This window comes from Paraburkholderia sp. BR10937, assembly GCF_040965695.1.
In the GTDB taxonomy this organism is placed as follows: Bacteria; Pseudomonadota; Gammaproteobacteria; order Burkholderiales; family Burkholderiaceae; genus Paraburkholderia.
This window is the reverse complement of the sequence record NZ_JBFRCL010000007.1, coordinates 18,495-40,306: the sequence shown is the minus strand read 5'-3', so window position 1 is coordinate 40,306 and position 21,812 is coordinate 18,495. Positions and strand designations below refer to the sequence as shown.

17 protein-coding genes and 1 tRNA gene are annotated in these 21,812 nt (G+C 64.7%); 12 read left to right on the top strand and 6 right to left on the bottom strand.

The genetic code is table 11. The features are described from left to right. Positions 1-104 precede the first annotated feature (104 nt). On the bottom strand, positions 105-1,940 hold the full coding sequence (locus AB4Y44_RS07960) for an ABC transporter ATP-binding protein (RefSeq protein ID WP_342921872.1): 1,836 nt from the start codon (positions 1,938-1,940) through the stop codon (positions 105-107). A 779-nt stretch (positions 1,941-2,719) separates the two neighbouring features. On the opposite strand from AB4Y44_RS07960, the gene AB4Y44_RS07955 reads away from it, so the two are divergent. The 3 genes from AB4Y44_RS07955 (at position 2,720) to AB4Y44_RS07945 (ending at position 5,645) form a co-directional block, all read left to right on the top strand. Next, a complete protein-coding gene (locus tag AB4Y44_RS07955; RefSeq protein ID WP_342921873.1) occupies positions 2,720-3,784 on the top strand; it encodes a glycosyltransferase family 4 protein in 1,065 nt (354 codons plus the stop codon). 333 nt (positions 3,785-4,117) lie between these two features. Beyond that, a complete protein-coding gene (locus AB4Y44_RS07950; protein WP_368699173.1) occupies positions 4,118-5,089 on the top strand; it encodes a hypothetical protein in 972 nt (323 codons plus the stop codon). A gap of 91 nt (positions 5,090-5,180) precedes the next feature. After that, positions 5,181-5,645, top strand: coding sequence for a DUF2214 family protein (locus tag AB4Y44_RS07945; protein ID WP_342921875.1), 465 nt, complete (start codon positions 5,181-5,183; stop codon positions 5,643-5,645). A 173-nt stretch (positions 5,646-5,818) separates the two neighbouring features. Here AB4Y44_RS07945 and AB4Y44_RS07940 read toward each other — a convergent pair. The 4 genes from AB4Y44_RS07940 to AB4Y44_RS07925 all read right to left on the bottom strand — a co-directional run bounded on the left by AB4Y44_RS07940 (position 5,819) and on the right by AB4Y44_RS07925 (position 8,088). Next, a tRNA-Val gene (locus AB4Y44_RS07940) sits at positions 5,819-5,893 on the bottom strand. A gap of 48 nt (positions 5,894-5,941) precedes the next feature. Next, the gene (dnaQ, locus tag AB4Y44_RS07935) at positions 5,942-6,688 is read right to left on the bottom strand and encodes a DNA polymerase III subunit epsilon (RefSeq protein ID WP_368699172.1); all 747 of its coding nucleotides are present in this window, start codon (positions 6,686-6,688) and stop codon (positions 5,942-5,944) included. Positions 6,689-6,748: 60 nt separating this feature from the next. Then, entirely contained in the window at positions 6,749-7,198 is a 450-nt protein-coding gene (gene rnhA / locus AB4Y44_RS07930; RefSeq protein ID WP_069262548.1) for a ribonuclease HI, read from the bottom strand. Beyond that, the gene (locus tag AB4Y44_RS07925) at positions 7,195-8,088 is read right to left on the bottom strand and encodes a class I SAM-dependent methyltransferase (protein ID WP_342921877.1); all 894 of its coding nucleotides are present in this window, start codon (positions 8,086-8,088) and stop codon (positions 7,195-7,197) included. Before AB4Y44_RS07925 ends, rnhA begins: the two co-directional genes overlap by 4 nt. 20 nt (positions 8,089-8,108) lie before the next feature. Here AB4Y44_RS07925 and gloB point away from each other — a divergent pair, with 20 nt between their 5' ends. From gloB to AB4Y44_RS07895, 6 genes are all read left to right on the top strand, one after another. Then, entirely contained in the window at positions 8,109-8,945 is an 837-nt protein-coding gene (gene gloB, locus AB4Y44_RS07920; RefSeq protein ID WP_342921878.1) for a hydroxyacylglutathione hydrolase, read from the top strand. A 154-nt stretch (positions 8,946-9,099) separates the two neighbouring features. Beyond that, complete coding sequence (locus AB4Y44_RS07915; RefSeq protein WP_324160201.1) at positions 9,100-10,743, top strand: transglycosylase SLT domain-containing protein; 1,644 nt, start codon at positions 9,100-9,102, stop codon at positions 10,741-10,743. A 616-nt stretch (positions 10,744-11,359) separates the two neighbouring features. Next, positions 11,360-12,499 (top strand): glutamine-hydrolyzing carbamoyl-phosphate synthase small subunit, encoded by a 1,140-nt coding sequence (gene carA / locus AB4Y44_RS07910; RefSeq protein ID WP_368699171.1) that lies wholly within the window; start codon positions 11,360-11,362, stop codon positions 12,497-12,499. A 141-nt stretch (positions 12,500-12,640) separates the two neighbouring features. Next, positions 12,641-15,895, top strand: a complete 3,255-nt coding sequence (gene carB / locus AB4Y44_RS07905; protein ID WP_368699170.1) for a carbamoyl-phosphate synthase large subunit — start codon at positions 12,641-12,643, stop codon at positions 15,893-15,895. 218 nt (positions 15,896-16,113) lie between these two features. Further along, positions 16,114-16,590 carry a transcription elongation factor GreA gene (gene greA, locus AB4Y44_RS07900; protein WP_042261359.1) on the top strand — a complete coding sequence of 159 codons (477 nt, stop codon included), beginning with the start codon at positions 16,114-16,116 and terminating at the stop codon, positions 16,588-16,590. Positions 16,591-16,677: 87 nt separating this feature from the next. Further along, positions 16,678-17,139: a DUF4149 domain-containing protein gene (locus tag AB4Y44_RS07895; protein WP_342921962.1), complete on the top strand. Its 462-nt coding sequence runs from the start codon at positions 16,678-16,680 to the stop codon at positions 17,137-17,139. A gap of 57 nt (positions 17,140-17,196) precedes the next feature. On the opposite strand, the gene AB4Y44_RS07890 is transcribed toward AB4Y44_RS07895, so the two are convergent. Further along, the gene (locus AB4Y44_RS07890) at positions 17,197-17,742 is read right to left on the bottom strand and encodes a YhbY family RNA-binding protein (protein ID WP_368699169.1); all 546 of its coding nucleotides are present in this window, start codon (positions 17,740-17,742) and stop codon (positions 17,197-17,199) included. A gap of 273 nt (positions 17,743-18,015) precedes the next feature. Here AB4Y44_RS07890 and AB4Y44_RS07885 point away from each other — a divergent pair, with 273 nt between their 5' ends. The 3 genes from AB4Y44_RS07885 to folP all read left to right on the top strand — a co-directional run bounded on the left by AB4Y44_RS07885 (position 18,016) and on the right by folP (position 21,788). Then, the gene (locus tag AB4Y44_RS07885; protein WP_342921882.1) at positions 18,016-18,678 is read left to right on the top strand and encodes an RlmE family RNA methyltransferase; all 663 of its coding nucleotides are present in this window, start codon (positions 18,016-18,018) and stop codon (positions 18,676-18,678) included. A 198-nt stretch (positions 18,679-18,876) separates the two neighbouring features. Then, entirely contained in the window at positions 18,877-20,763 is a 1,887-nt protein-coding gene (gene ftsH, locus AB4Y44_RS07880) for an ATP-dependent zinc metalloprotease FtsH (RefSeq protein WP_342921883.1), read from the top strand. A 119-nt stretch (positions 20,764-20,882) separates the two neighbouring features. Further along, complete coding sequence (gene folP, locus AB4Y44_RS07875) at positions 20,883-21,788, top strand: dihydropteroate synthase (protein WP_342921963.1); 906 nt, start codon at positions 20,883-20,885, stop codon at positions 21,786-21,788. Positions 21,789-21,812: the final 24 nt, after the last annotated feature.

Below are 21,812 nucleotides of genomic sequence, written 5' to 3'. Positions count from 1 at the left end.
GCGAAAAAAAGCCGCTTCAGTCGATGCACTGAAGCGGCTTTTTTGCGTCCGGGCGTCCGGGGCGAGACGCAGCGGGCAAGGCGCCCGCCTGCGCGGTGGTGGTGTCAGGCCACGTGCTTTTCGTCGGCCTTCTTGCTGCCCAGATGCAGCGTGGACTGCTTGCCGTACTGCTTGGCGAGGAGGTCGCGGTAGAGGCCCGGACGGTTGCGCAGTTCTTCCGGACTGCCGTCGTCGATCACCTTGCCCGCACTCATCACGATGATGCGGTCGAAGTTGTTGAGCGTGGAGAGGCGGTGCGCGATCGCGATCACCGTGCGGCCCACCATCAGCCGGTCGAGCGCCTGCTGGATGGCCTCTTCGGACGCGCTGTCGAGCGCCGAGGTGGCCTCGTCGAGCAGCAGGATCGGGGAATTCTTGAGAATGGCGCGCGCGATCGCGATGCGCTGGCGCTGGCCGCCCGACAGCTTCACGCCGCGGTCGCCGACGATCGTGTCGTAGCCCTCGGGCATCGCTTCGATGAATTCCGCGCAGCGCGCCTCGCGGGCCGCGGCGAACACTTCCTCGCGGCTCGCCTCGGGGCGGCCGTAGGCGATGTTTTCGTAGATCGAGCGGTGCAACAGCGAAATGTCCTGCGGCACGAGCGCGATGGCGTGGCGCAGGGTGTCCTGGGTGACGTGCGCGATGTCCTGGCCGTCGATCTTGATGGCGCCGCCCTGGGTGTCGTAGAAGTGCTGCAGCAGCGCGAGCACCGTGGTCTTGCCCGCGCCCGATTTGCCGATCAGGCCCACGCGCTGGCCGGCCTCGATGCGCAGGTCGAAATGGTCGAGGATCGGCTTGCGGTGCGGATACGCGAAGGTCACGCCTTCGAAATCGACGCGGCCGCCCTGGGCCACGAGCTCCTTGGCGTCGTCGCGGTCGGGCATGCCGTGCGGCTCCAGCAGCGTCTGCACCGCCTCGGCGAGGCGTGCCACGTGCTGGGTGACGTCCACGAGCGCCACGGCCAGATCGCGCGTGCCGTGCAGGATCGTGAAGCCGAGCGAGCTGACCAGCACGATGTCGCCCGACGTCGCCTTGCCCTGATCCCAGAGCCACAGCGCCCAGCCGAGCAGGCCGGCGGACAGCATGGCCGTGATCACGGCGTGCAGCAGACGCAGCTTTTCGAGGTAGAGCAGGCTCGAGCGGCGCGCGTCGAGTTCGGCCTTGACGGTCGAACCGAAGCGCTTCTGCTCGCGGAACGTCATGCCGAAGGCGCGCACGAGCGCCATGTTGCCGATCACGTCGACCAGCTCGCCATCCACCGCGGCCGCTTTCGAGGCGAAGGTGTGGTGGCGCGACGAGCCGCGCCCGGCCAGCTTGAAGAGGATCACCGAAAGGATCGCCGAGCAGAGCAGGAGGCCCGCCGCCATCAGCGGGTTCACGGCGATGATCATGACGATCGCGCCGGCCACGGCGATACAGGGCGGCAGTACGTTCCAGGCAGTGGTGTTCTCGGCCGTGTAGACGGCGTTCGACGTCGCCGTGATGCGGCTGGCGAGCGTGCCGGGCTGTTTTTCGGCGTAGTAGGTGGGCGAGTGTCCGCTCAAATACTGAAAGAGGTCGCGCCGCAGGTCGCCCGTCACGGCGACGAAGGTGTGCGCCGCGAACCAGCCGCCGACCCGCCAGAGCAGGTTGTCGGCGGCGATCAGGCCGACGAGGATGGCGAACGCGGTCCACAGCGGGCCCGGATGATGGCGTCCCGCTCCGAGCACGTCGATCAGATGCTTGATGGCGTACTGCGACGCAAGCGCGCAGCCGACTGCCGCGAACACGCTGGCGAGCACGACAGTGTGGGCGAACGGATGGCGCTTGATGTAGCGAAAAAGGAACGCGAGCGGGTGCCGCGCATAGCTCGCAAGCTTTGCGTTGTGGGCGTTACGCTGAGCGATGGTCAGATGTTCCAATTGATCGGGTGGTCGGTCTGACGGAATTTCGTCCGTGCAAGTTCAAGGAAGATGGCGGGCGCTGAGGCGACGAACGGCTTCGAGCGCACGGCAACGAAGGCGGACTTACCGCATTGTAAACACCCCATGGGCTTGGCGCACCGCCTGTGCCCGGCGGACGCGCATCATATCGCGACACGATAGCGCGGGATACAGATTGGGGACACGTTGTTGCAGTGGAGGTTCAACAGGAATCGTGGACCGTTTTAGAGATAGGTGTTTTAGAGATAGAATTACGGATTGCATTCGGAAAAGCGCTGTGCTTGCTCGCAACACGCTGTCCGCTGGTTGCGAACCAGGAAACAAGCAGGATCGATTCATGCGCACAAGAGCCGCGACAATCGCGCGCAGTTGCTTCCCGCAGCGCAGCACCCAATCTAGAACTCTCTTGGAAAACAATGGGTTGCGGAGTGTTTCCGGTTTGTAACAACGTAAAGACTTTGAAATGATCTAGCCGGTATTTACCCTGGACCGGGATAATGCCGACTCGGACAGCGTAGGGAATTTGACAGCTTCTGTGTCAACGGCCGCGAACCCTGCGCGTTTACCGCCTGAACCGCCGCGTGTGCGCTCTCTTGCCGCTTCACAACTGCGTCGGGTCTGTGTCCGGATTTCCGGCGCGGTTAGCGGTATGGAACGCCTGTAAGGCGCGTGGCGACAAGGAAGCCGCAGCCTGCATAGGTCGATTGTCAAATTTGCAGTCTATTGCCCGATTTATTACGAGGAAGGAGTTCACCACTATGCGAATCGCTCAAATCGCTCCGTTGCACGAGGCGGTTCCTCCCAAGCTGTACGGCGGCACGGAACGGGTGGTCTCCTACCTGACCGAAGCGCTGGTCGAACAGGGCCACGACGTCACGCTGTTCGCCAGCGGCGATTCGATCACCTCGGCAAAGCTCGAAGCGTTCTGGCCGCAGGCACTGCGCCTCGACCCCACGATTCGCGACGTGATGGCTCCGCACATGCTGCTGCTCGAAGAAGTTCGCCGCCGCGCGGACGAGTTCGACGTGCTGCACTTCCATATCGACTACTACCCATTCTCGCTGTTCCAGCGCCAGCCGGTGCCGTTCGTCACGACCATGCACGGCCGTCTGGACCTGCCGGAACTGCAGCCGGTGTTCAATGCGTTCAACGACGTGCCGGTGGTGTCGATCTCGGACAACCAGCGCATTCCGCTGCAGCAGGCCAACTGGCAGCAGACCGTGTACCACGGCCTGCCGGAAGACGTGCTCACGCCGATTCCTAACGTCGAGCCCGGCTACCTCGCATTCCTCGGCCGCGTCTCGCCGGAGAAGGGTCTTGACCGCGCGATCCGCATCGCCGACCAGGCGGGCATGAAGCTCAAGGTCGCCGCCAAGATCGACAAGGCCGACCGCGCCTACTACGAAGAAGTCATCAAGCCGCTGATGGCGTTGCCGCATGTCGAGTACATCGGCGAAATCGGCGAGCACGAAAAGCGCGAGTTCCTCGGCAACGCGCATGCCCTGGTGTTCCCGATCGACTGGCCGGAGCCCTTCGGCCTCGTCATGATCGAAGCCATGGCCTGCGGTACGCCGGTCATCGCGTTCAAGCGCGGCTCGGTGCCGGAAGTCATCGAGAACGGCGTGTCGGGCTTCGTCGTGGAAGACGAAATCAGCGCAGTCGCGGCGGTCAAGCGTCTGTCGACGCTGTCGCGCGAGAAGGTGCGCGCCGCGTTCGAAGCGCGCTTCTCGTCGAAGGTGATGGCACGCAACTACGTGGCCGTGTACGAAGAACTGCTGCGCCAGAAGCATCGCACCGTGCTGCGCGAAGTCAACGCCGGCTAAGGTACGACCGAAACTGGACGCGCTGCGGCGCGCCCGGTTTTCCCGCTTTTCCAACGCCCCGGTGCCCATGCGCCGGGGCGTTGTCGCATTCGCGGCGGCGGCAGGTGAGGCGCACGCTCAATGTCCCTATAATGGCCGTGCCGTAAAATCCGCGGCGCCCACGAAAGCGTGCTTTGCATGGGACCGGAGTGACGTGCCAAAGCGCGAACTCCGGTCGACAGCTTTGCATGGGACCAGAATAAGACGCTAAAGCGTCAACTCTGGTCGACAGCTATGCATGGGACCAGAGTAAGACGCTAAAGCGTCAACTCTGGTCGACAGAGGAGAATACCCTTGGCCAGAACCCGACCGACGCCCACGGCCACCGTACCCGGTGCCGGGACGCTTTTCGCGCTGCGCGCGATCGGGCTCGTGATTCTCGCGCGCTGGCTGCACTCCATGGCGCAAATGAACTTCGTCGCCGCGCTCGAAGGCATGGCGTCGTCGCCGGCTGCAAGTCTGAATCTCGTCTTCCTGTTTTTGCTGATCGTGCTGCCGGGCGCCAGGGCACGCGTCGAGCGGCCGTTTCACCCGCTGCCCCAGTGGCTGCGTCAGGCGCTGCGCTTTTTCGGCGTGCTCGGCTTTTTGTTCGCGATCGGCTCGATCGGCGTGTTCGTCTGGACCGCCGGCTGGCGCCGCACCTTCCACGCCGTGGCCGACACCAACGGCTGGCTCGTGGCCGCGCCCGCGCTCTATGCCGCCGTGGTCTGGATCTGCCGGCCGCGCGCGCTCTGGCGCAGCAACTTCGCGGCGCGGCGCTTCGCGATCGGCCGCTTCGCCGTGTCGATCGATGCCACGACGCGCACGACGGTCGTCTGGCAGGAGAGCCGCAAGGTTGGCCAGTACGATGCCCGCGAACTGTCGGTGCGCTGGCTCTCCGGTGCGCCGCAGGACGGGGCCGTTGCGTCCGGACCCGCGCTCTTGCCCGCGCCGCCGCAGACCGACGATCCAGCGCCCGCGGGTGGCGTCGCCGAACCGGTTGCCGCTGTGGGGTTCGCGGATGCTGCGGATTCCACCGCAGCGCAGGGGGCAGGCCAGTCTGCGTCTACGCCTGAGCCGGGCGCGCCCGCTGCGCAGCGGCCCGCATCGGCATCCTCTGCCGCGGTGCCTGCGGGCAAGCCCGCGCGCCACGCAAAGATCGAATTGCTCTGGGATTCGCCCGCTGCGGCGGGCCATAACCGTCAGACTGTGTTTCGCGTGGGCCTCGCCTCCGAAGGCGACCGCACGGCTGCACGCGCTCTCGACGCCACGCTCAGGCAGGTCTGACGACCCGCGGTCCGGCCGCTTTGCGCGACGTCCGCGCTCGAGCCGCTTTACCATTGCTTGCCGTTCCTGTCGCCCACCGGAAGGAGTTGCAATGCTGATACGCTGGTTGCTCGCCGCGACTCATCTGCTCGCCTTCGGCTTTGCGCTCGCTTCGATCCTGCGGCGCACGCGCGGCCTGCGCCGCTGCACGTCCACCGAAGACCTGCCGGTGATCTTCAGCGCCGACAGCGGCTGGGGCGGCTCCGCGGTCGTCCTGATCGTCACTGGCGCCATGCGTGCGTTCGGTGGTTTCGAGAAGGGCGCTGATTACTACCTCCACGAACCGCTCTTTCTCGTGAAGATGGCTGCGCTCGTGCTGATCCTTCTGCTCGAAATCGTCCCCATGATGGCGCTGCTGCGCTGGCGCGTCGCCGTGCGGCGCGGCGACGTGCCGGATCTCACCGGCGCGCCGAAATACGCACTTATCGGCAGATGGCAGACGCTCTTGCTCGTCGCGATGGTGTTCGCGGCCACGGGCATGGCGCGCGGCATCGGTCTCGATGCCGGCGGCGAGTAGGACGCACTCAGGTCGTCAATCCCGTCGCGAAACAGAAAACCCGTTCTATTGGTTGATTCGGATTGCTGACAGTGAAACGCGCCGAAAGCCGAAGCCCAAAGCAAAAGGCCTCGTTGCTTTCGCAACGAGGCCTTTTATTCTTCGGTGTTTGTCGTTACCAACACCAGGAATTCTGGTGGGTAGTACTGGGATCGAACCAGTGACCCCTGCCGTGTGAAGGCAGTGCTCTACCGCTGAGCTAACCACCCGAAGAGATTGAGATTATGCAGGGTGTTTTCGCTCTTGTAAAGCCTTTTTTAAGCATTTTGCGCATCGGCCGCATTGGCATCGGCGGGAGCCGGCTCGGTGCGCCAAACCGACGTCCCCTTGATCGCCTTGTCGAGACCGTCGAGCACGGCGTTGTGTTCGGCGATTTCTTCGTCGCTCGCCATGATCACCGGCAGATCGATCGACCCGAGCTGGATGCGCGGCGCGGCGGCCGCACCGGGCGCAGCGTGCTCGCCCAGCATGTCGATGACGAGGCTTTCCTGGCCGCGCGTCATCGCGAGGTACACCTCGGCGAGCAGCTCCGAGTCGAGCAGCGCGCCGTGCAGCGTGCGGTGCGCGTTGCTGATGCCGAAGCGGTCGCACAGGGCGTCGAGCGAGTTGCGCTTGCCGGGGAAAATCTGCTTGGCCTGCACGAGCGTGTCGATCACCTCGCCGCAGTGCTCCTTGAATCCCGGCTTGCCGAGCAGCGCGAGTTCGGCGTCGAGAAAGCCGATGTCGAACGGCGCGTTGTGGATGATGATGTCCGCGTCGCGAATGAAGTCGAGGATCTCGTCCGCGACTTCGGCGAACTTCGGCTTGTCGGAGAGAAACTCGGTCGTGAGGCCGTGGACGGCGAGTGCGCCCGGGTCGCTGTCACGCTCCGGGTTCACGTAGAAGTGCAGGTTGTTGCCCGTGAGCCGGCGGTTCACCAGCTCGACGCAGCCGATTTCGATGATGCGGTCGCCCGTGCGGGCGTTCAGGCCGGTGGTTTCAGTATCGAGAATGATCTGGCGCATGTCTTGTAAGGCGTGAAAGCGTGAGGCAGCCGCGAGAAGCGGTCCTGGAAAGCCGCGGTCTCAGAGTTCGGCGAGCGTGGCGACGCCGCGGTTCGCGAGCGCGTCGGCGCGCTCGTTCTCCGGGTGGCCGGCGTGACCCTTCACCCAGCGCCACTCGATCTCGTGCTGGGCGACGAGCGAGTCCAGGCGCTTCCAGAGGTCGTCGTTCTTGACCGGCGTTTTGGCGGCCGTCATCCAGTTCTTTTTCTTCCAGCCGTGAATCCACTCGCTGATGCCTTTTTGCACGTACTGCGAGTCGGTATGCACGATCACCTTGCATGGGCGCTTGAGCGCGTCGAGTGCGGCGATCACCGCCATCAGTTCCATGCGGTTGTTGGTCGTGCCGGCCTCGCCGCCGAACAGTTCTTTTTCCTGCGCGCCGAAGCGCAGCAGCGCGCCCCAGCCGCCGGGGCCGGGGTTGCCCTTGCAGGCGCCGTCCGTGAAGATTTCGACGAAGTCGGGTGTGCTCATGAGTCCTTGTTGCGTGTTGGGGAAGGCGTGGTCGCCGCGGGCTTCAGGCTCGCGGCCAGCACCGGCTTCTTGACCTTCAGTGGGCCGACGAGGCGCATGCCGCGCACGCGCTTGATCGCCGTCACCATATAGATAGCGCCGAAAATAGGCCACCAGCGGTCGCCGGCGGCTTCCATGAAGCCGTAGCGGCCGAGCCACTGGTCTGTCGCGAGCGGCGGACGATAGCAGCCGAAGCGCCCGCGTTCAAGCTCGAAGCCAAGCAGCTTGATCCAGTCTTTCAGGCGCGTGAAGGCGATCAGGTCCTGGCGCGCGGGCAGGAACGGATGGCCGGTCAGCTTGCCGACCGACTGGCGCGCACCCCACAGCGAAAGCGAGTTGAAGCCGACGATCAGCAGTTGCCCTTCGGGCATCAGCACACGTTCGGCTTCGCGCAGCAGACGGTGCGGGTCGCTCGTGAATTCGAGCGTGTGCGGCATCACGATGAGGTCGACGCTCTGCGCCTCGAACGGCAGATCGAGAAAGTCGCACCAGACGGTGCTGCGGCCCGCGGGCGCGTGAAGCAACGTGCTGCCGCCCGCAGCCGGAGTGCGGTCTGGGGTTGCGCCGCCCGCGTCGGGCGACGGTTGCCCGCCGTTCGGGTGCGCATGGGCCGACGTGCCGGGTACGGAGTAGGGCGCGCTCGCGGCACTGGCGGCGTCGAGCACGAGGCCGCGGCACGACATGCGGTTCTCGCGCAGGGCGTCGAGCTGCGGCAGGCCGAGCTGCAGCGCATGGTAGCCGAATATGTTCGACACCACGCGGTCGAGCTGCTCCTGCTCCCAGCCGAGCACATACCTGCCAGCGGGTGAGGCGGTCCAGGCGGGCCAGTCTATAATCAATCGGTCAGACATGTCGAAGAATACGTCGCCCCATGAAGATTCCGCTTGAGTACGCGCGTTCGAGCGATGCGTGCGCCTACGAGTACGTGCCGGTTCCGGCGTTTGAAGACAATTACATCTGGGTCGTTTCGGACGGCCGGAATGCCGTTGCCGTCGATCCGGGCGACGCTGCTCCGGTTCGCGCGTACCTCGCGAAGCGCGGCTGGCGGCTCGTCGCTATTTTACTCACCCATCACCACAACGACCATGTCGGCGGTGTGGCGGACCTGCTCGCCGACGCCCGCGTGCCCGTATATGGCCCGGCCGGCGAGGCGCTCGGCCCGCTCGATGCGTTCGTCACGCGCGTGAGGGGCGGCGACGCCGTCCATCTGGATGCCCCGGCGCTCGAACTGACGGTGATCGACGTGCCTGGCCATACGCGTGGCCACATTGCTTATTTCCAGGCAGCGGATGCCGCCGGCACGCCTCACGTGTTCTGCGGCGACACGCTCTTTGCCTGCGGCTGCGGCCGCCTCTTCGAGGGGACCCCCGCGCAGATGCTCGACTCGCTCGACGCGCTCGCGGCGCTGCCCGGCAATACCCATGTGCATTGCGCACACGAATACACGTTGTCGAACATTCGCTTCGCGCTCGCCTGCGATCCGGAGAACGCCGATCTGCGCGACTGGAGCCGCGAGGCGGCGGCGCTGCGCGAGCGCGGCGTGCCGACGCTGCCCACGACGATCGCGCACGAGCGCGCCGTCAATCCTTTCCTGCGCGCGGGCGATGCGGCGGTGCAAGCCGCGCTCACCGAGGCGCTGCACGAATCGGTGCCGGACCGGCTGGCGGCTTTCGCAATGATGCGTGAATGGAAGAATCGGTTCCGCTGACCCAGCCGGGTCCGGGGGCATGCTCAACCCAATCGTATGGAATCACGCCCAAGCTGCGGATTTCATGGCTTTTTTTCCAATAATTCCGATTGACGGAAACGGACGCGTTCCGTACTATCGGCTGCAAATTCCAGCCATGCGGATGTAGATTTTCATGCGATTCATAATCAGTGCGCTGCTGGTCCTCATGCTCGCCGCCTGTGCGAGCGGGGGACCGTCTGCGACTTCTCTAGCACCAGCCAACGCCCAGGCCAACGCCGACCTCATTCGTAAGACCTCCGCTGCGAAAGAAACCATTAACGTCGATCAAGGCTCCGTCGATCAGCTGACGAGTCCCGACGCCGACCTCTGGGCCCGCATTCGCCGCGGCTTCCAGATGCCCGACCTGCAGAGCGACCTCGTCGACATGAACGCCAACTGGTACGCCCAGCGGCCCGACTACGTCGCGCGCATGACCGAGCGTTCACAGAAGTACCTCTATCACATCGTCGAAGAGCTCGAGGCGCGTCACATGCCTACCGAGCTCGCGCTGCTGCCGTTCATCGAATCCGCCTACAACCCGCAGGCGCTGTCGGTCGCGAAGGCCGCCGGCATGTGGCAGTTCGTGCCGGGCACGGGCCGCACCTACAACCTCAAGCAGAACATGTGGCAGGACGAGCGCCGCGACGTGCTGGCCTCCACCAGCGCCGCGCTCGACTATCTCTCGCGCCTGCACGACATGTTCGGCGACTGGTATCTCGCGCTGGCCGCCTACAACTGGGGCGAGGGCAACGTGCAGCGCGCCATCGCGCGCAACGAGGCGGCGGGCCTGCCGACCGACTACCAGAGCCTGCGCATGCCCAGCGAAACACGTAACTACGTGCCGAAGCTGCAGGCGGTCAAGAACATCGTGATGAACCCGCAGCAGTACGGGCTCACGCTGCCGTCCATTCCGAACCACCCGTATTTCGTGACGGTCACGACCTCGCACGACATCGACGTGGACGTCGCCGCCAAGCTCGCGAACATGACGACCGACGAGTTCCGCTCGCTCAACCCGTCGTTCAAGAAGCCCGTGATTCTCGGCGCGACTGACCCGCAGATCCTGCTGCCGTTCGACAACGCGAGCGCGTTCGAGCGCAACCTGAAGGCCTATTCCGGCCAGCTTTCGTCGTGGACCGTCTACACGACCGACTCGCGCGCCACGCCGGCGGCGATCGCGCAGAAGATCGGCGTGGACGCCGACACGCTGATGTCGGTGAACAAGATTCCGGCGGGCATGCGCCTGAAGGCGGGCTCGACGCTCGTGGTGCCGCGCACCGACGACGGCGACGACGAGGACATCAGCGCCGACGTGGCGGAAAGCGCCGTGCTGGCCATGGAGCCGGACGTGCCCGACACGCGCAAGATGCTGATCCGCGTGCGCCGCAAGCAGTCGATGGAAGCGGTGGCGAGCCGCTATGGCGTGTCGCTCGGCCAGTTGAAGGCATGGAACAAGACCCGCCGCGACTACGTTGCGCCGGGCCAGGTGCTGGTGTTGCACGTGCCGGTCAACAAGGCGATGCCGAGCGAACCTGGGCCGGAGCGTCTGGCAACGAACGTTTCTGGTGGTGGTGTGCAGCGAATTGGCACCCGCGTTGCAGACACCGGGTCGAAGTCGCGATACGATAAGAAGCACGGTCGCGCGCGCACCGAGGTTGTCAAGGTTTCCGAACCTGTCAAGGCAAAGACGGTCAGCGCTGCGCCCAGCAAGGCGTCGAAGGGTGCGGCGAGCCGCCCGAAGGCCGAAACCCACACGCAGAAACACCATACAAAATAGCGGCTGGCGAAGGGTGCTCAAACATGCGTTGCGGGGGCAGCGCATGGTATTTCGCTCCGATCACTTTTCCGTTTTTGTTGTGTTTGACGCCGTCACCCTGCCAGGTGGCGGCGTTTTCATTGGTGGGTGTGAACGGCGACATGGGTCACAGGTGTGCGGGAACATGGGTAACACTTCGGGCGGCGCCGAACGGGCGACGCTTGCCGCCGCGCTCCCGCCCGCTATAGTGGAAAGGGCCGCGCACCGGGCTGCGAGCACGCTCCCCGTCGCCAGCGTCATCCTGAAATTTGAAGGAAAGGTGACTTTCGCGCTATAATTTCAAGGTTTGAGCTTATCAACCCGCACCCTAGCGCCTACCTCCTCCCATCCGTTCATCCGCCGCCCGCGCTTCATCGTCAACTGGCCGGCTGCCGCCCGATCCTGCGTCACAAACGCGCGCTCGTGGCCCGGCGCCACAACGGTCGACCACACGAAGAGGTCGCGCAAGCGAGCGAGCCGCGCGCGCATCCTGATCCTCACGGAAAGGGGGGGCCGACGCCGCAGCCGCTCCCACAGGTCGCAAGATCGCAACGTCGGATAACAGGTCGGCACAGGGTGCTCCCCCAAGGAGTCTCCCGTGTTGCCGTCATTCTCTCCCGCTCTGCTCGCGCTCGCCGACGGCACGGTCTTTCGTGGTTACTCGATCGGCGCGCCGGGTCATACGATCGGTGAAGTCGTGTTCAACACGGCCATCACCGGTTATCAGGAAATCCTGACCGACCCGAGCTACGCTCGCCAGATCGTCACCCTCACGTATCCGCATATCGGCAACGTCGGCGTCAACGCCGAAGATGTCGAAGCCACGAAAGTCCATGCCGCCGGTCTGATCATCCGCGACCTGCCCGTGCTCGCCTCGAACTTCCGCATGGAGCGCACGCTCGGCCAGTATCTGAAGGACGAAGGCGTGGTCGCCATCGCCGGCATCGATACGCGCAAGCTTACGCGTATCCTGCGCGACAAGGGCGCGCAGAACGGCGCAATCCTCGCAGGTTCCGACGACGAAGCGAAGGCCATCGAACTCGCGCGCTCGTTCCCGGGCCTCGCGGGCATGGACCTCGCCAAGGTCGTGTCGACCGGCAAGCCGTACCAGTGGAACACCACGGAATGGCGTCTGGGCGAAGGCTACCGCACGCAATCGGCGCCGAAGTACAAGGTCGTGGCGTTCGACTACGGCGTGAAGCAGAACATCCTGCGCATGCTGGCCGAGCGCGGCTGCGACGTCACGGTGCTGCCGGCGCAAGCCACGGCTGAAGACGCCTTCGCACTGAACCCGGACGGCGTGTTCCTCTCGAACGGCCCCGGCGATCCGGAGCCGTGCGACTACGCGATCAAGGCGACGCAAGCCTTCATCGAGCGCGGCATCCCGACCTTCGGCATCTGCCTCGGCCACCAGATCATGGGCCTCGCCGTGGGCGCGAAGACCATGAAGATGAAGACGGGCCACCATGGCGCGAACCATCCGGTGAAGGATCTCGCCGACGGCCGCGTCGTCATCACGTCGCAGAACCACGGCTTCGCAGTGGACGCCGCGACGCTGCCCGCGAACACGCGCGTCACGCACGTTTCGCTGTTCGACGGCACGCTGCAAGGCTTCGAGCTGACCGACAAGCCCGCGTTCTGCTTCCAGGGCCACCCGGAGGCATCGCCGGGTCCGCAGGACATCGGCTATCTGTTCGACCGCTTCACGGCGCTGATGGACAAGGCCAAGGCGGCGTAAGCGCCGCATCGAGCACAAGAGCAGAGCAGGGTGCGCAGCGAGCCGGTTCGAAGAACGGCCCACGCGCGCGCCCGGGCGGCAAGCTGAGTCACCCGCGAGCCGCCAGACGTACAAGACACAGGAATATTTAGCGAGAGCGTTATGCCCAAGCGGACAGACATCAAGAGCATTCTCATCATCGGCGCGGGTCCGATCATCATCGGCCAGGCGTGCGAGTTCGACTATTCGGGCGCGCAGGCATGCAAGGCGCTGCGTGAAGAAGGCTACAAGGTCATCCTCGTCAACAGCAATCCGGCGACGATCATGACCGACCCGAACACGGCCGACGTCACCTACATCGAGCCGATCACGTGGGAAGTGGTGGAGCGCATCATCGAGAAGGAGCGCCCCGACGCGATCCTGCCGACGATGGGCGGCCAGACCGCGCTGAACTGCGCGCTCGACCTGCACCACCACGGCGTGCTGAAGAAGTACAACGTCGAGCTGATCGGCGCTTCGCCGGAAGCCATCGACAAGGCCGAAGACCGCCAGAAGTTCAAGGACGCGATGACGAAGATCGGTCTCGGTTCGGCGAAGTCGGGCGTCGCGCACTCGATGGAAGAGGCGCTCAAGGTGCAAGGCGAGATCGCCGAAGCCACCGGCACGGGCGGCTACCCGGTCGTGATCCGTCCGTCGTTCACGCTCGGCGGCTCGGGCGGCGGCATTGCCTACAACCGTGAAGAATTCGAAGAGATCTGCAAGCGCGGTCTCGACCTCTCGCCCACGCGCGAACTGCTGATCGAGGAATCGCTGCTCGGCTGGAAGGAATACGAGATGGAAGTGGTCCGCGACAAGGCGGATAACTGCATCATCGTCTGCTCGATCGAAAACCTCGACCCGATGGGTATCCACACCGGCGACTCGATCACGGTCGCGCCGGCGCAGACGCTCACCGACAAGGAATACCAGATCCTGCGCGACGCCTCGCTGGCGGTGCTGCGCGAGATCGGCGTGGATACGGGCGGCTCGAACGTGCAGTTCTCGATCGACCCGCGCACGGGCCGCATGATCGTGATCGAAATGAACCCGCGCGTGTCGCGTTCGTCGGCGCTGGCTTCGAAGGCCACGGGCTTCCCGATCGCCAAGGTTGCCGCGAAGCTGGCCGTGGGCTACACGCTCGACGAGCTCAAGAACGAAATCACGGGCGGCCAGACGCCGGCTTCGTTCGAGCCGACCATCGACTACGTCGTCACGAAGATTCCGCGTTTCGCGTTCGAGAAGTTCCGCGAAGCCGACCCGCGCCTCACCACGCAGATGAAGTCGGTGGGCGAAGTCATGGCGATCGGCCGCACGTTCCAGGAGTCGTTCCAGAAGGCGCTGCGCGGCCTCGAAGTCGGCGTGGATGGTCTGGACGAAAAGACCACGAGCCGCGACGAGATCATCCGCGAGATCGGCGAAGCCGGTCCGGACCGCATCTGGTACGTGGGCGACGCGTTCCGCGTGGGCATGACGCGCGAAGAGATCTTCGAAGAAACCGCGATCGACCCATGGTTCCTCGCGCAGATCGAAGAAATTATCAAGAAGGAAGAGGCCGTCAAGGGCCGCACGCTCGCCAGCCTCTCGAAGGACGAACTGCGTTTCCTGAAGCAAAGCGGTTTCTCGGATCGCCGTCTCGCGAAGCTGCTCGGCAGCAACGCCACGGACGTGCGCAAGCGTCGTATTGAACTGAACGTGCGCCCGGTCTACAAGCGCGTGGACACCTGCGCGGCCGAGTTCGCCACGAAGACCGCCTACATGTACTCGACCTATGAGGAAGAGTGCGAGGCGAACCCGACGACCAACAAGAAGATCATGGTGCTGGGCGGCGGCCCGAACCGGATCGGTCAGGGCATCGAGTTCGACTACTGCTGCGTGCACGCCGCGCTCGCCATGCGCGAAGACGGCTACGAAACGATCATGGTCAACTGCAACCCCGAGACCGTTTCGACCGACTACGACACCTCCGACCGCCTGTACTTCGAGCCGCTCACGCTCGAAGACGTGCTCGAAGTCGTAGACCTGGAAAAGCCGCTTGGCGTGATCGTGCAGTACGGCGGCCAGACGCCGCTGAAGCTCGCGCTCGACCTAGAGGCGAACGGCGTGCCCATCGTCGGCACGTCGCCGGACATGATCGACGCCGCAGAAGACCGCGAGCGCTTCCAGAAGCTGCTGCAGGACCTGAACCTGCGCCAGCCGCCGAACCGCACGGCACGCGCCGAAGACGAAGCGCTCAAGCTCGCCGACGAAATCGGCTACCCGCTCGTCGTGCGTCCGTCGTACGTGCTGGGCGGTCGCGCCATGGAAATCGTCCACGAGCCGCGCGACCTCGAGCGCTATATGCGCGAGGCCGTGAAGGTGTCGAACGACTCGCCGGTGCTGCTCGACCGCTTCCTGAACGACGCGATCGAATGCGACGTGGACTGCATCTCCGATGGCACGGACGTGTTCATCGGCGGCGTGATGGAGCACATCGAGCAGGCAGGCGTGCACTCGGGCGACTCGGCCTGCTCGCTGCCGCCGTACTCGCTCTCGCAGGAAACGGTTGCCGAACTCAAGCGTCAAACGGCCGCGATGGCCAAGGCGCTGAACGTGGTCGGCCTGATGAACGTGCAGTTCGCGATCCAGCAGGTGCCGCAGGACGATGGGTCGAAGAAGGACATCATCTACGTGCTGGAAGTGAACCCGCGCGCTTCGCGTACCGTGCCGTACGTCTCGAAGGCGACCAGCCTGCCGCTCGCGAAGATCGCGGCGCGCGCGATGGTCGGCCAGAAGCTGGCGCAGCAGGGCGTGACGAAGGAAGTCGTGCCGCCGTACTTCAGCGTGAAGGAAGCGGTGTTCCCGTTCATCAAGTTCCCGACCGTCGACCCGGTGCTCGGACCGGAAATGCGTTCCACGGGCGAAGTGATGGGCGTGGGCAAGACCTTCGGTGAAGCGCTCTTCAAGTCGCAGCTCGCAGCGGGCTCGCGCCTGCCGGAGTCGGGCACCGTCTTCATCACGGTGATGGACGCCGACAAGCCCAAGGCCGTGGACGTCGCGCGCATGCTGCACGGACTCGGCTATCCGATCGTCGCCACGCGCGGCACGGCTGCCGCGATCGAGGCGGCCGGCGTGCCGGTGAAGGTCGTGAACAAGGTGAAGGACGGCCGTCCGCACATCGTCGACATGATCAAGAACGGCGAGATTTCGCTCGTCTTCACGACCGTCGACGAAACCCGCTCGGCGATCGCCGATTCGCGTTCGATCCGCATGAGCGCGCAGGCCAACAAGGTCACCTACTACACGACGATGTCGGGCGCACGCGCGGCCGTCGAGGGTCTGCGCTACCTGAAGAACCTGGAAGTCTATGATTTACAAGGCCTCCATGCTCGCCTAAACTAAGGCTTCAATTGTCTGTCTAACGCTCGACGAGGCAGGCTACAAAAGCTGAATGTGCCGCGGTTAAGCGGCGTCCCAACAGGGTTTTCAGGCTGCGCCAGACCGCGCAGCCGCCCTCGCGGGATGCACTTAACCGCGGAATTTTTTTATGGCCGCAACGCGTGCGACAAGCGTGCGTGGCGCGGCCTTCTTTAGGCCCTCGTGGGCCGTACGAGTTGTTTATGAGCACGATTCCCTTGACCAAGCGCGGTGCAGACCAACTCCGCGGAGAGTTGCAGCGCCTGAAATCCGTCGAGCGTCCGGCGGTCATCAATTCGATCGCGGAAGCGCGCGCGCAGGGCGATCTGTCGGAAAACGCGGAATACGACGCCGCAAAGGAAAAGCAGGGCTTCATCGAAGGCCGCATCGCCGAGATCGAGTCGAAGCTGGCGGCCGCGCAGATCATCGACCCGGCCACGCTCGAAGCGGACGGCCGCGTGGTGTTCGGCTCGACCGTGGATCTCGAAGACCTCGACTCGGGCAAGACGGTGACCTACCAGATCGTCGGCGACGACGAAGCCGATCTCGAGCACGGCCTGATCTCGGTCAGCTCGCCCATCGCGCGCGCGCTGATCGGCAAGTCCGAAGGCGATGTCGCCGAAGTGCAGGCCCCCGGCGGCGTGCGCGAGTACGAAGTCATCGAGGTTCGCTACGTCTGAGGGCGCGTCGACGTGAGTACTGCAAGCCACGTGGGTTCCGCCACTCCCGTTTCGCTCGTTCCGCACAGGCTCTTCGGGCTGCTGGCCATGCTGTGGGTCGGCAGCCAGCTGACCATCGGCTATGCGGTCGCGCCCGTGCTGTTCGCGTCGCTCGAAAGGCCGGTGGCCGGCGAACTCGCCGCGCAGCTGTTTCGCCTCGAAGGCCTGATCGGCGTGGTGTGCGGCGTGCTGCTGCTCGGGCTCTCGAGCATGCTCGTGCGCCGCGGCGCGTTGGGCTATCGCCGGCTGCGCTGGATTCTAGCCGCCATGCTGCTGTGCGTGCTGATCGGCTATTTCGCGCTGCAGCCGTTCATGAATGCGCTGCGCGTTCAGGCGATGAGTGCGGGCATGGACGTGGCCAGTTCGCCGTATGCGAGCCGCTTCGGCTTGCTGCACGGCGTGTCGAGCCTGTTCTATCTCGTGCAGAGCCTGCTGGGTGCGTGGCTCGTCTGGCTGTTGCCTTCTGCGCGCGGCACGCTGCCGCAGCGCATGGAAACCGCTGCGCGCTGAACGCGGCCTGAAGCCGGTTCAGGCGAAAAAAAGCGCGGCTCGAAGGCCGCGCTTTTTTTACTTCGAACCCTGGTGGGCCCGCTTGGAGCTGGTTTGGCGCTTCTTGGCGCGCTTGATGTTGCCGCCTTGCGTGACGCGCTCGTTGCCCTTGACCGTCACCTTTTGCGCCTTCGGCTTGCGCATGGGGTTGTCGCTGGCCTTGACGACCTTGACGGTGCGCGGCGCGGCGCCACGCTTGCCCGCTTCGCGCGCGCTCGGCACGTCGGCGGCCGGGCGCGACACGGTGCCGCGGGCGCCGGCGCGCGCGGTCGTGGCCTTCGCCCTGGCTTCCTCGGGCTTGTAGATGACGAGCAGCTTGCCGATGTGCTGGATCGGGGCAGCGCTCAGGCGGTCGCAGATCTCTTCATAGATCGCGAGGCGCTCTTCGCGCTCGTCGCCGAACACGCGCACCTTGATGAGCTGGTGCGCGGCAAGGTGAACCTTGATTTCCTTGAGGACAGCGTCGGTCAGTCCCTCGGCGCCGATGAGCACGACCGGTTTGAGCGCGTGAGCCTGGGAGCGCAGCTCGGAGCGCTGCTCGGCGGAAAGAGTGAGGGCGGGCATGGGATGTGGCAGACTCGACTAAAATGACGGCGCCGCGCGGGTCGACAGGCATGAATTGACAACCTGGGCAGACGTGGATGCGGACCGCGAAAAGCGGGCCGCCAGCGGGCAAAGCGCGTCGGAACAACGGAAAACCGTGGGGAACGGCAGGGCGCGGGCCAAAAACGCCGGCGGAGCAACGAACATCCGGCCAGGCGGGCCGCGACGGCCGCACGAATAAAACGCGTATTATCCGCTAAAAGCGCGGAATCACGCAGCAAGAGTTCATCTTTAATGGCAAAAAATCGCTTCAACCAGTCGTGGCTGCACGACCATATCAACGATCCGTACGTGAAAATGGCGCAGCGGGAGGGCTATCGTGCCCGCGCTGCCTACAAGCTCAAGGAAATCGACGAGCAGGACAAGCTGATCCGCCCCGGCATGGTGATCGTGGACCTGGGCGCGGCGCCCGGCAGCTGGAGCCAGTACGCCCGCAACAAGCTCGCGCAGGGTACGAAGCGCGACGACCAGCGGCAGGGCGGCATCGACGGCACGATCATCGCGCTCGATCTCCTGCCGATGGAACCCATCTCCGACGTGCAGTTCCTGCAGGGCGACTTCCGCGAGGACGACGTGCTCGCGCAACTGGAAGAATTGGTGGGCGGCCGCCCCGTCGACCTTGTAATTTCGGACATGGCGCCCAATCTCTCGGGGGTCGCGTCGGCCGACGCGGCGCGTATCGAGCACGTGTGCGACCTCGCGCTCGAGTTCTCGCAGAATCATCTGAAACCCGATGGAGCCCTTTTAGTCAAATGCTTCCACGGCAGCGGTTACAGTCAGATCGTCGAGAAGTTCAAGCAGCAGTTCAAGGTCGTGGCGGCGCGCAAACCGAAGGCTTCGCGTGATAAATCGTCCGAAACGTTTATATTGGGTAAACATCTGAAGCGTCCCTGTTAAACGGGGCATGATTGCCGTGCAAATGGCGCAATCTGGTCGCAAAACGACCCCGAGAGGCGGTCCGGACAAGGCGCTCGGGCTATTCCTGCGGTAGCGAAACGTTATGGCAGGGGTCCGTGTACTGGATTAGAATGCTTTGGTGGTGTCGCAGTCGCAAGGCAAATGTAGGCGCCCATCTATGAGTGAAGGAGTGGTGCTTTGAACAACAACATGTTTTCGAAGGCAGCAGTGTGGCTGGTAATCGCACTGGTGCTGTTTACGGTGTTCAAGCAGTTCGACAAGCCCCGTGTCCAGGAAGGCGTTTCCTATTCGCAGTTCATGGACGACGCGAAGAACGGCAAGGTCAAGAGCGTCGTGGTGCAGGGGCGGAACCTCACGGTCACTCCGGCTGATGGCCAGAAATACCAGATCGTCTCCCCAGGCGACATCTGGATGGTCGGCGACCTGATGAAATATGGCGTGCAGGTGAGCGGCAAGGCCGATGAAGAGCCGAACGCGCTCGTTTCCGCGCTGTACTACCTCGGGCCGACCATACTCATCATCGTGTTCTGGTTCTACATGATGAGACAGATGCAGGGGGGCGGCAAAGGCGGGGCATTCTCCTTTGGTAAATCGCGCGCCCGCCTGATCGACGAGAACAACAACGCGGTCAACTTCTCCGACGTCGCCGGCTGCGACGAAGCGAAGGAAGAAGTATCCGAGCTCGTCGACTTCCTGCGCGATCCGCAAAAATTCCAGAAGCTGGGTGGACGCATTCCGCGCGGCGTGCTGCTCGTCGGCCCTCCGGGTACGGGTAAGACGCTGCTGGCACGCGCCATTGCCGGCGAAGCGAAGGTGCCGTTCTTCAGCATCTCGGGTTCGGACTTCGTCGAAATGTTCGTCGGCGTGGGCGCGGCCCGTGTGCGCGACATGTTCGAGCAGGCCAAGAAGCATGCGCCGTGTATCGTGTTCATCGACGAAATCGACGCGGTCGGCCGCCATCGTGGCGCCGGCATGGGCGGCGGCAACGACGAGCGCGAGCAGACGCTGAACCAGATGCTGGTCGAGATGGACGGCTTCGAGGCGAACTCGGGCGTCATCGTGATCGCGGCGACCAACCGTTCGGACGTGCTGGACAAGGCGCTGCTGCGTCCGGGCCGTTTCGACCGCCAGGTCTATGTGGGCCTGCCGGACATCCGCGGCCGCGAGCAGATCATGAAGGTGCACCTGCGCAAGGTGCCGATCGCCAACGACGTGGATGCAGCAGTGATCGCACGCGGCACGCCGGGCTTCTCGGGCGCCGACCTCGCGAACCTCGTGAACGAAGCCGCGCTGTTCGCGGCGCGCCGCGGCAAGCGCATCGTCGAGATGCAGGACTTCGAAGACGCGAAGGACAAGATCTTCATGGGTCCGGAGCGCAAGTCGGCGGTGATCCGCGAAGAAGCGAAGCGCGCCACGGCGTACCACGAGTCGGGTCACGCGGTGATCGCGAAGCTGCTGCCGAAGGCGGACCCGGTGCACAAGGTCACGATCATCCCGCGCGGTCGCGCGCTGGGCGTGACGTGGCAACTGCCCGAGCACGACAACGAAACGTACTCGAAGGACTATCTGCTGGATCGTCTGGCCATCCTGTTCGGCGGCCGTGTGGCGGAAGAGCTGTTCATGAACCTGATCAGCACGGGCGCCTCGGACGACTTCAACAAGGCGACGCAAACGGCCCGCGCCATGGTCACGCGCTTCGGCATGACCGACGCGCTCGGTCCGATGGTCTACGCCGACGACGACAGCGACGGCGGCCCGTTCGGCAAGGGCTTCACGCGCGCGATCTCGGAAGCGACGCAGCAGAAGGTCGACGCGGAAATCCGCCGCGTGCTCGACGAGCAGTACAACCTCGCGAAGCGCCTGCTCGACGAGAACCGCGACAAGGTCGAAGCCATGACCGCGGCCCTCATGGAGTGGGAAACGATCGACGCCGACCAGATCAACGACATCATGGCCGGCCGTCCGCCGCGCTCGCCGAAGAGCACGCCGTCGCCGGGCGACGCGTCGTCGGGCGGCAGCACGGGCACCGAGGTCAAGCCCGGTAGCGCCACCGCGCCGGCGTGATCCTTATCGAGTAAAGTTGCGGGCCGGTGTGATGTTCACATCGGCCCGTTTTGCATTTCTGGCGTGCCGCTGTGCCGCCGCATCTCGTTACACATCTGACGTTTTCTGACGTGCCCAACATCTCCTCGCAAGGTAGTCTCCCACCTGAACCGCTCGCATGCGGCCGTTTCACGCTGACGTTCGAGCGTCCGCTCGTCATGGGCATCCTCAACGCCACACCCGACTCGTTTTCCGACGGCGGTCGCTATATCGCGTTCGGCGACGCCTTGCGCCGCGCCGAGCAGATGATGCTCGACGGCGTCGATATCATCGACATCGGCGGTGAATCGACGCGCCCTGGCGCGCCGCCCGTGCCGCTCGACGAGGAACTCGAACGGGTGATTCCGCTGGTGGAAAAGCTCAAGGGTGCGAACGTGCCGCTGTCGATCGACACGTACAAGCCCGAAGTCATGCGCGCGGCGCTCGCGGCCGGCGCCGACATGATCAACGACATCTGGGGCTTCCGGATGCCCGGCGCAATCGAGGCCGTGCGCGAGAGCAACTGCGGGCTGTGCGTGATGCACATGCTCGGCGAGCCGCAGACGATGCAACTGGGCGAGCCCGATTACGCGGACGTCGTGCGCGAGGTGCGCGAGTTTCTCGCCCGGCGTTGCGCCGAACTCGAAGCGGCGGGCGTGGCGAAGGCGCGTATCAGCGTGGATCCGGGCTTCGGCTTCGGCAAGGCGGTGGTCGAGCACAATTACGCGCTGCTCGCGCACCTGCCCGCGACGGCGCCCGAGGTTGCGGCAGGTGTCGCGCCGTATCCGATCCTGGCCGGCATGTCGCGCAAGTCGATGCTCGGCGCGCTCGTGAACCGGCCCGCGCCCGAGCGCGTGGCGGCGAGCCTCGGGGCGGCCGTGTGCGCGGCGGAGCGCGGTGCGGCGATCATTCGCGTGCACGACGTGGCGCCCACCGTGGACGCACTCAAGGTCTGGGCGGCGATGCGCGACGCGATGTCCGCCGCTACGTCGGCTACACAAGACTGAGCCATCGCCCGGCAGAACGCCGGC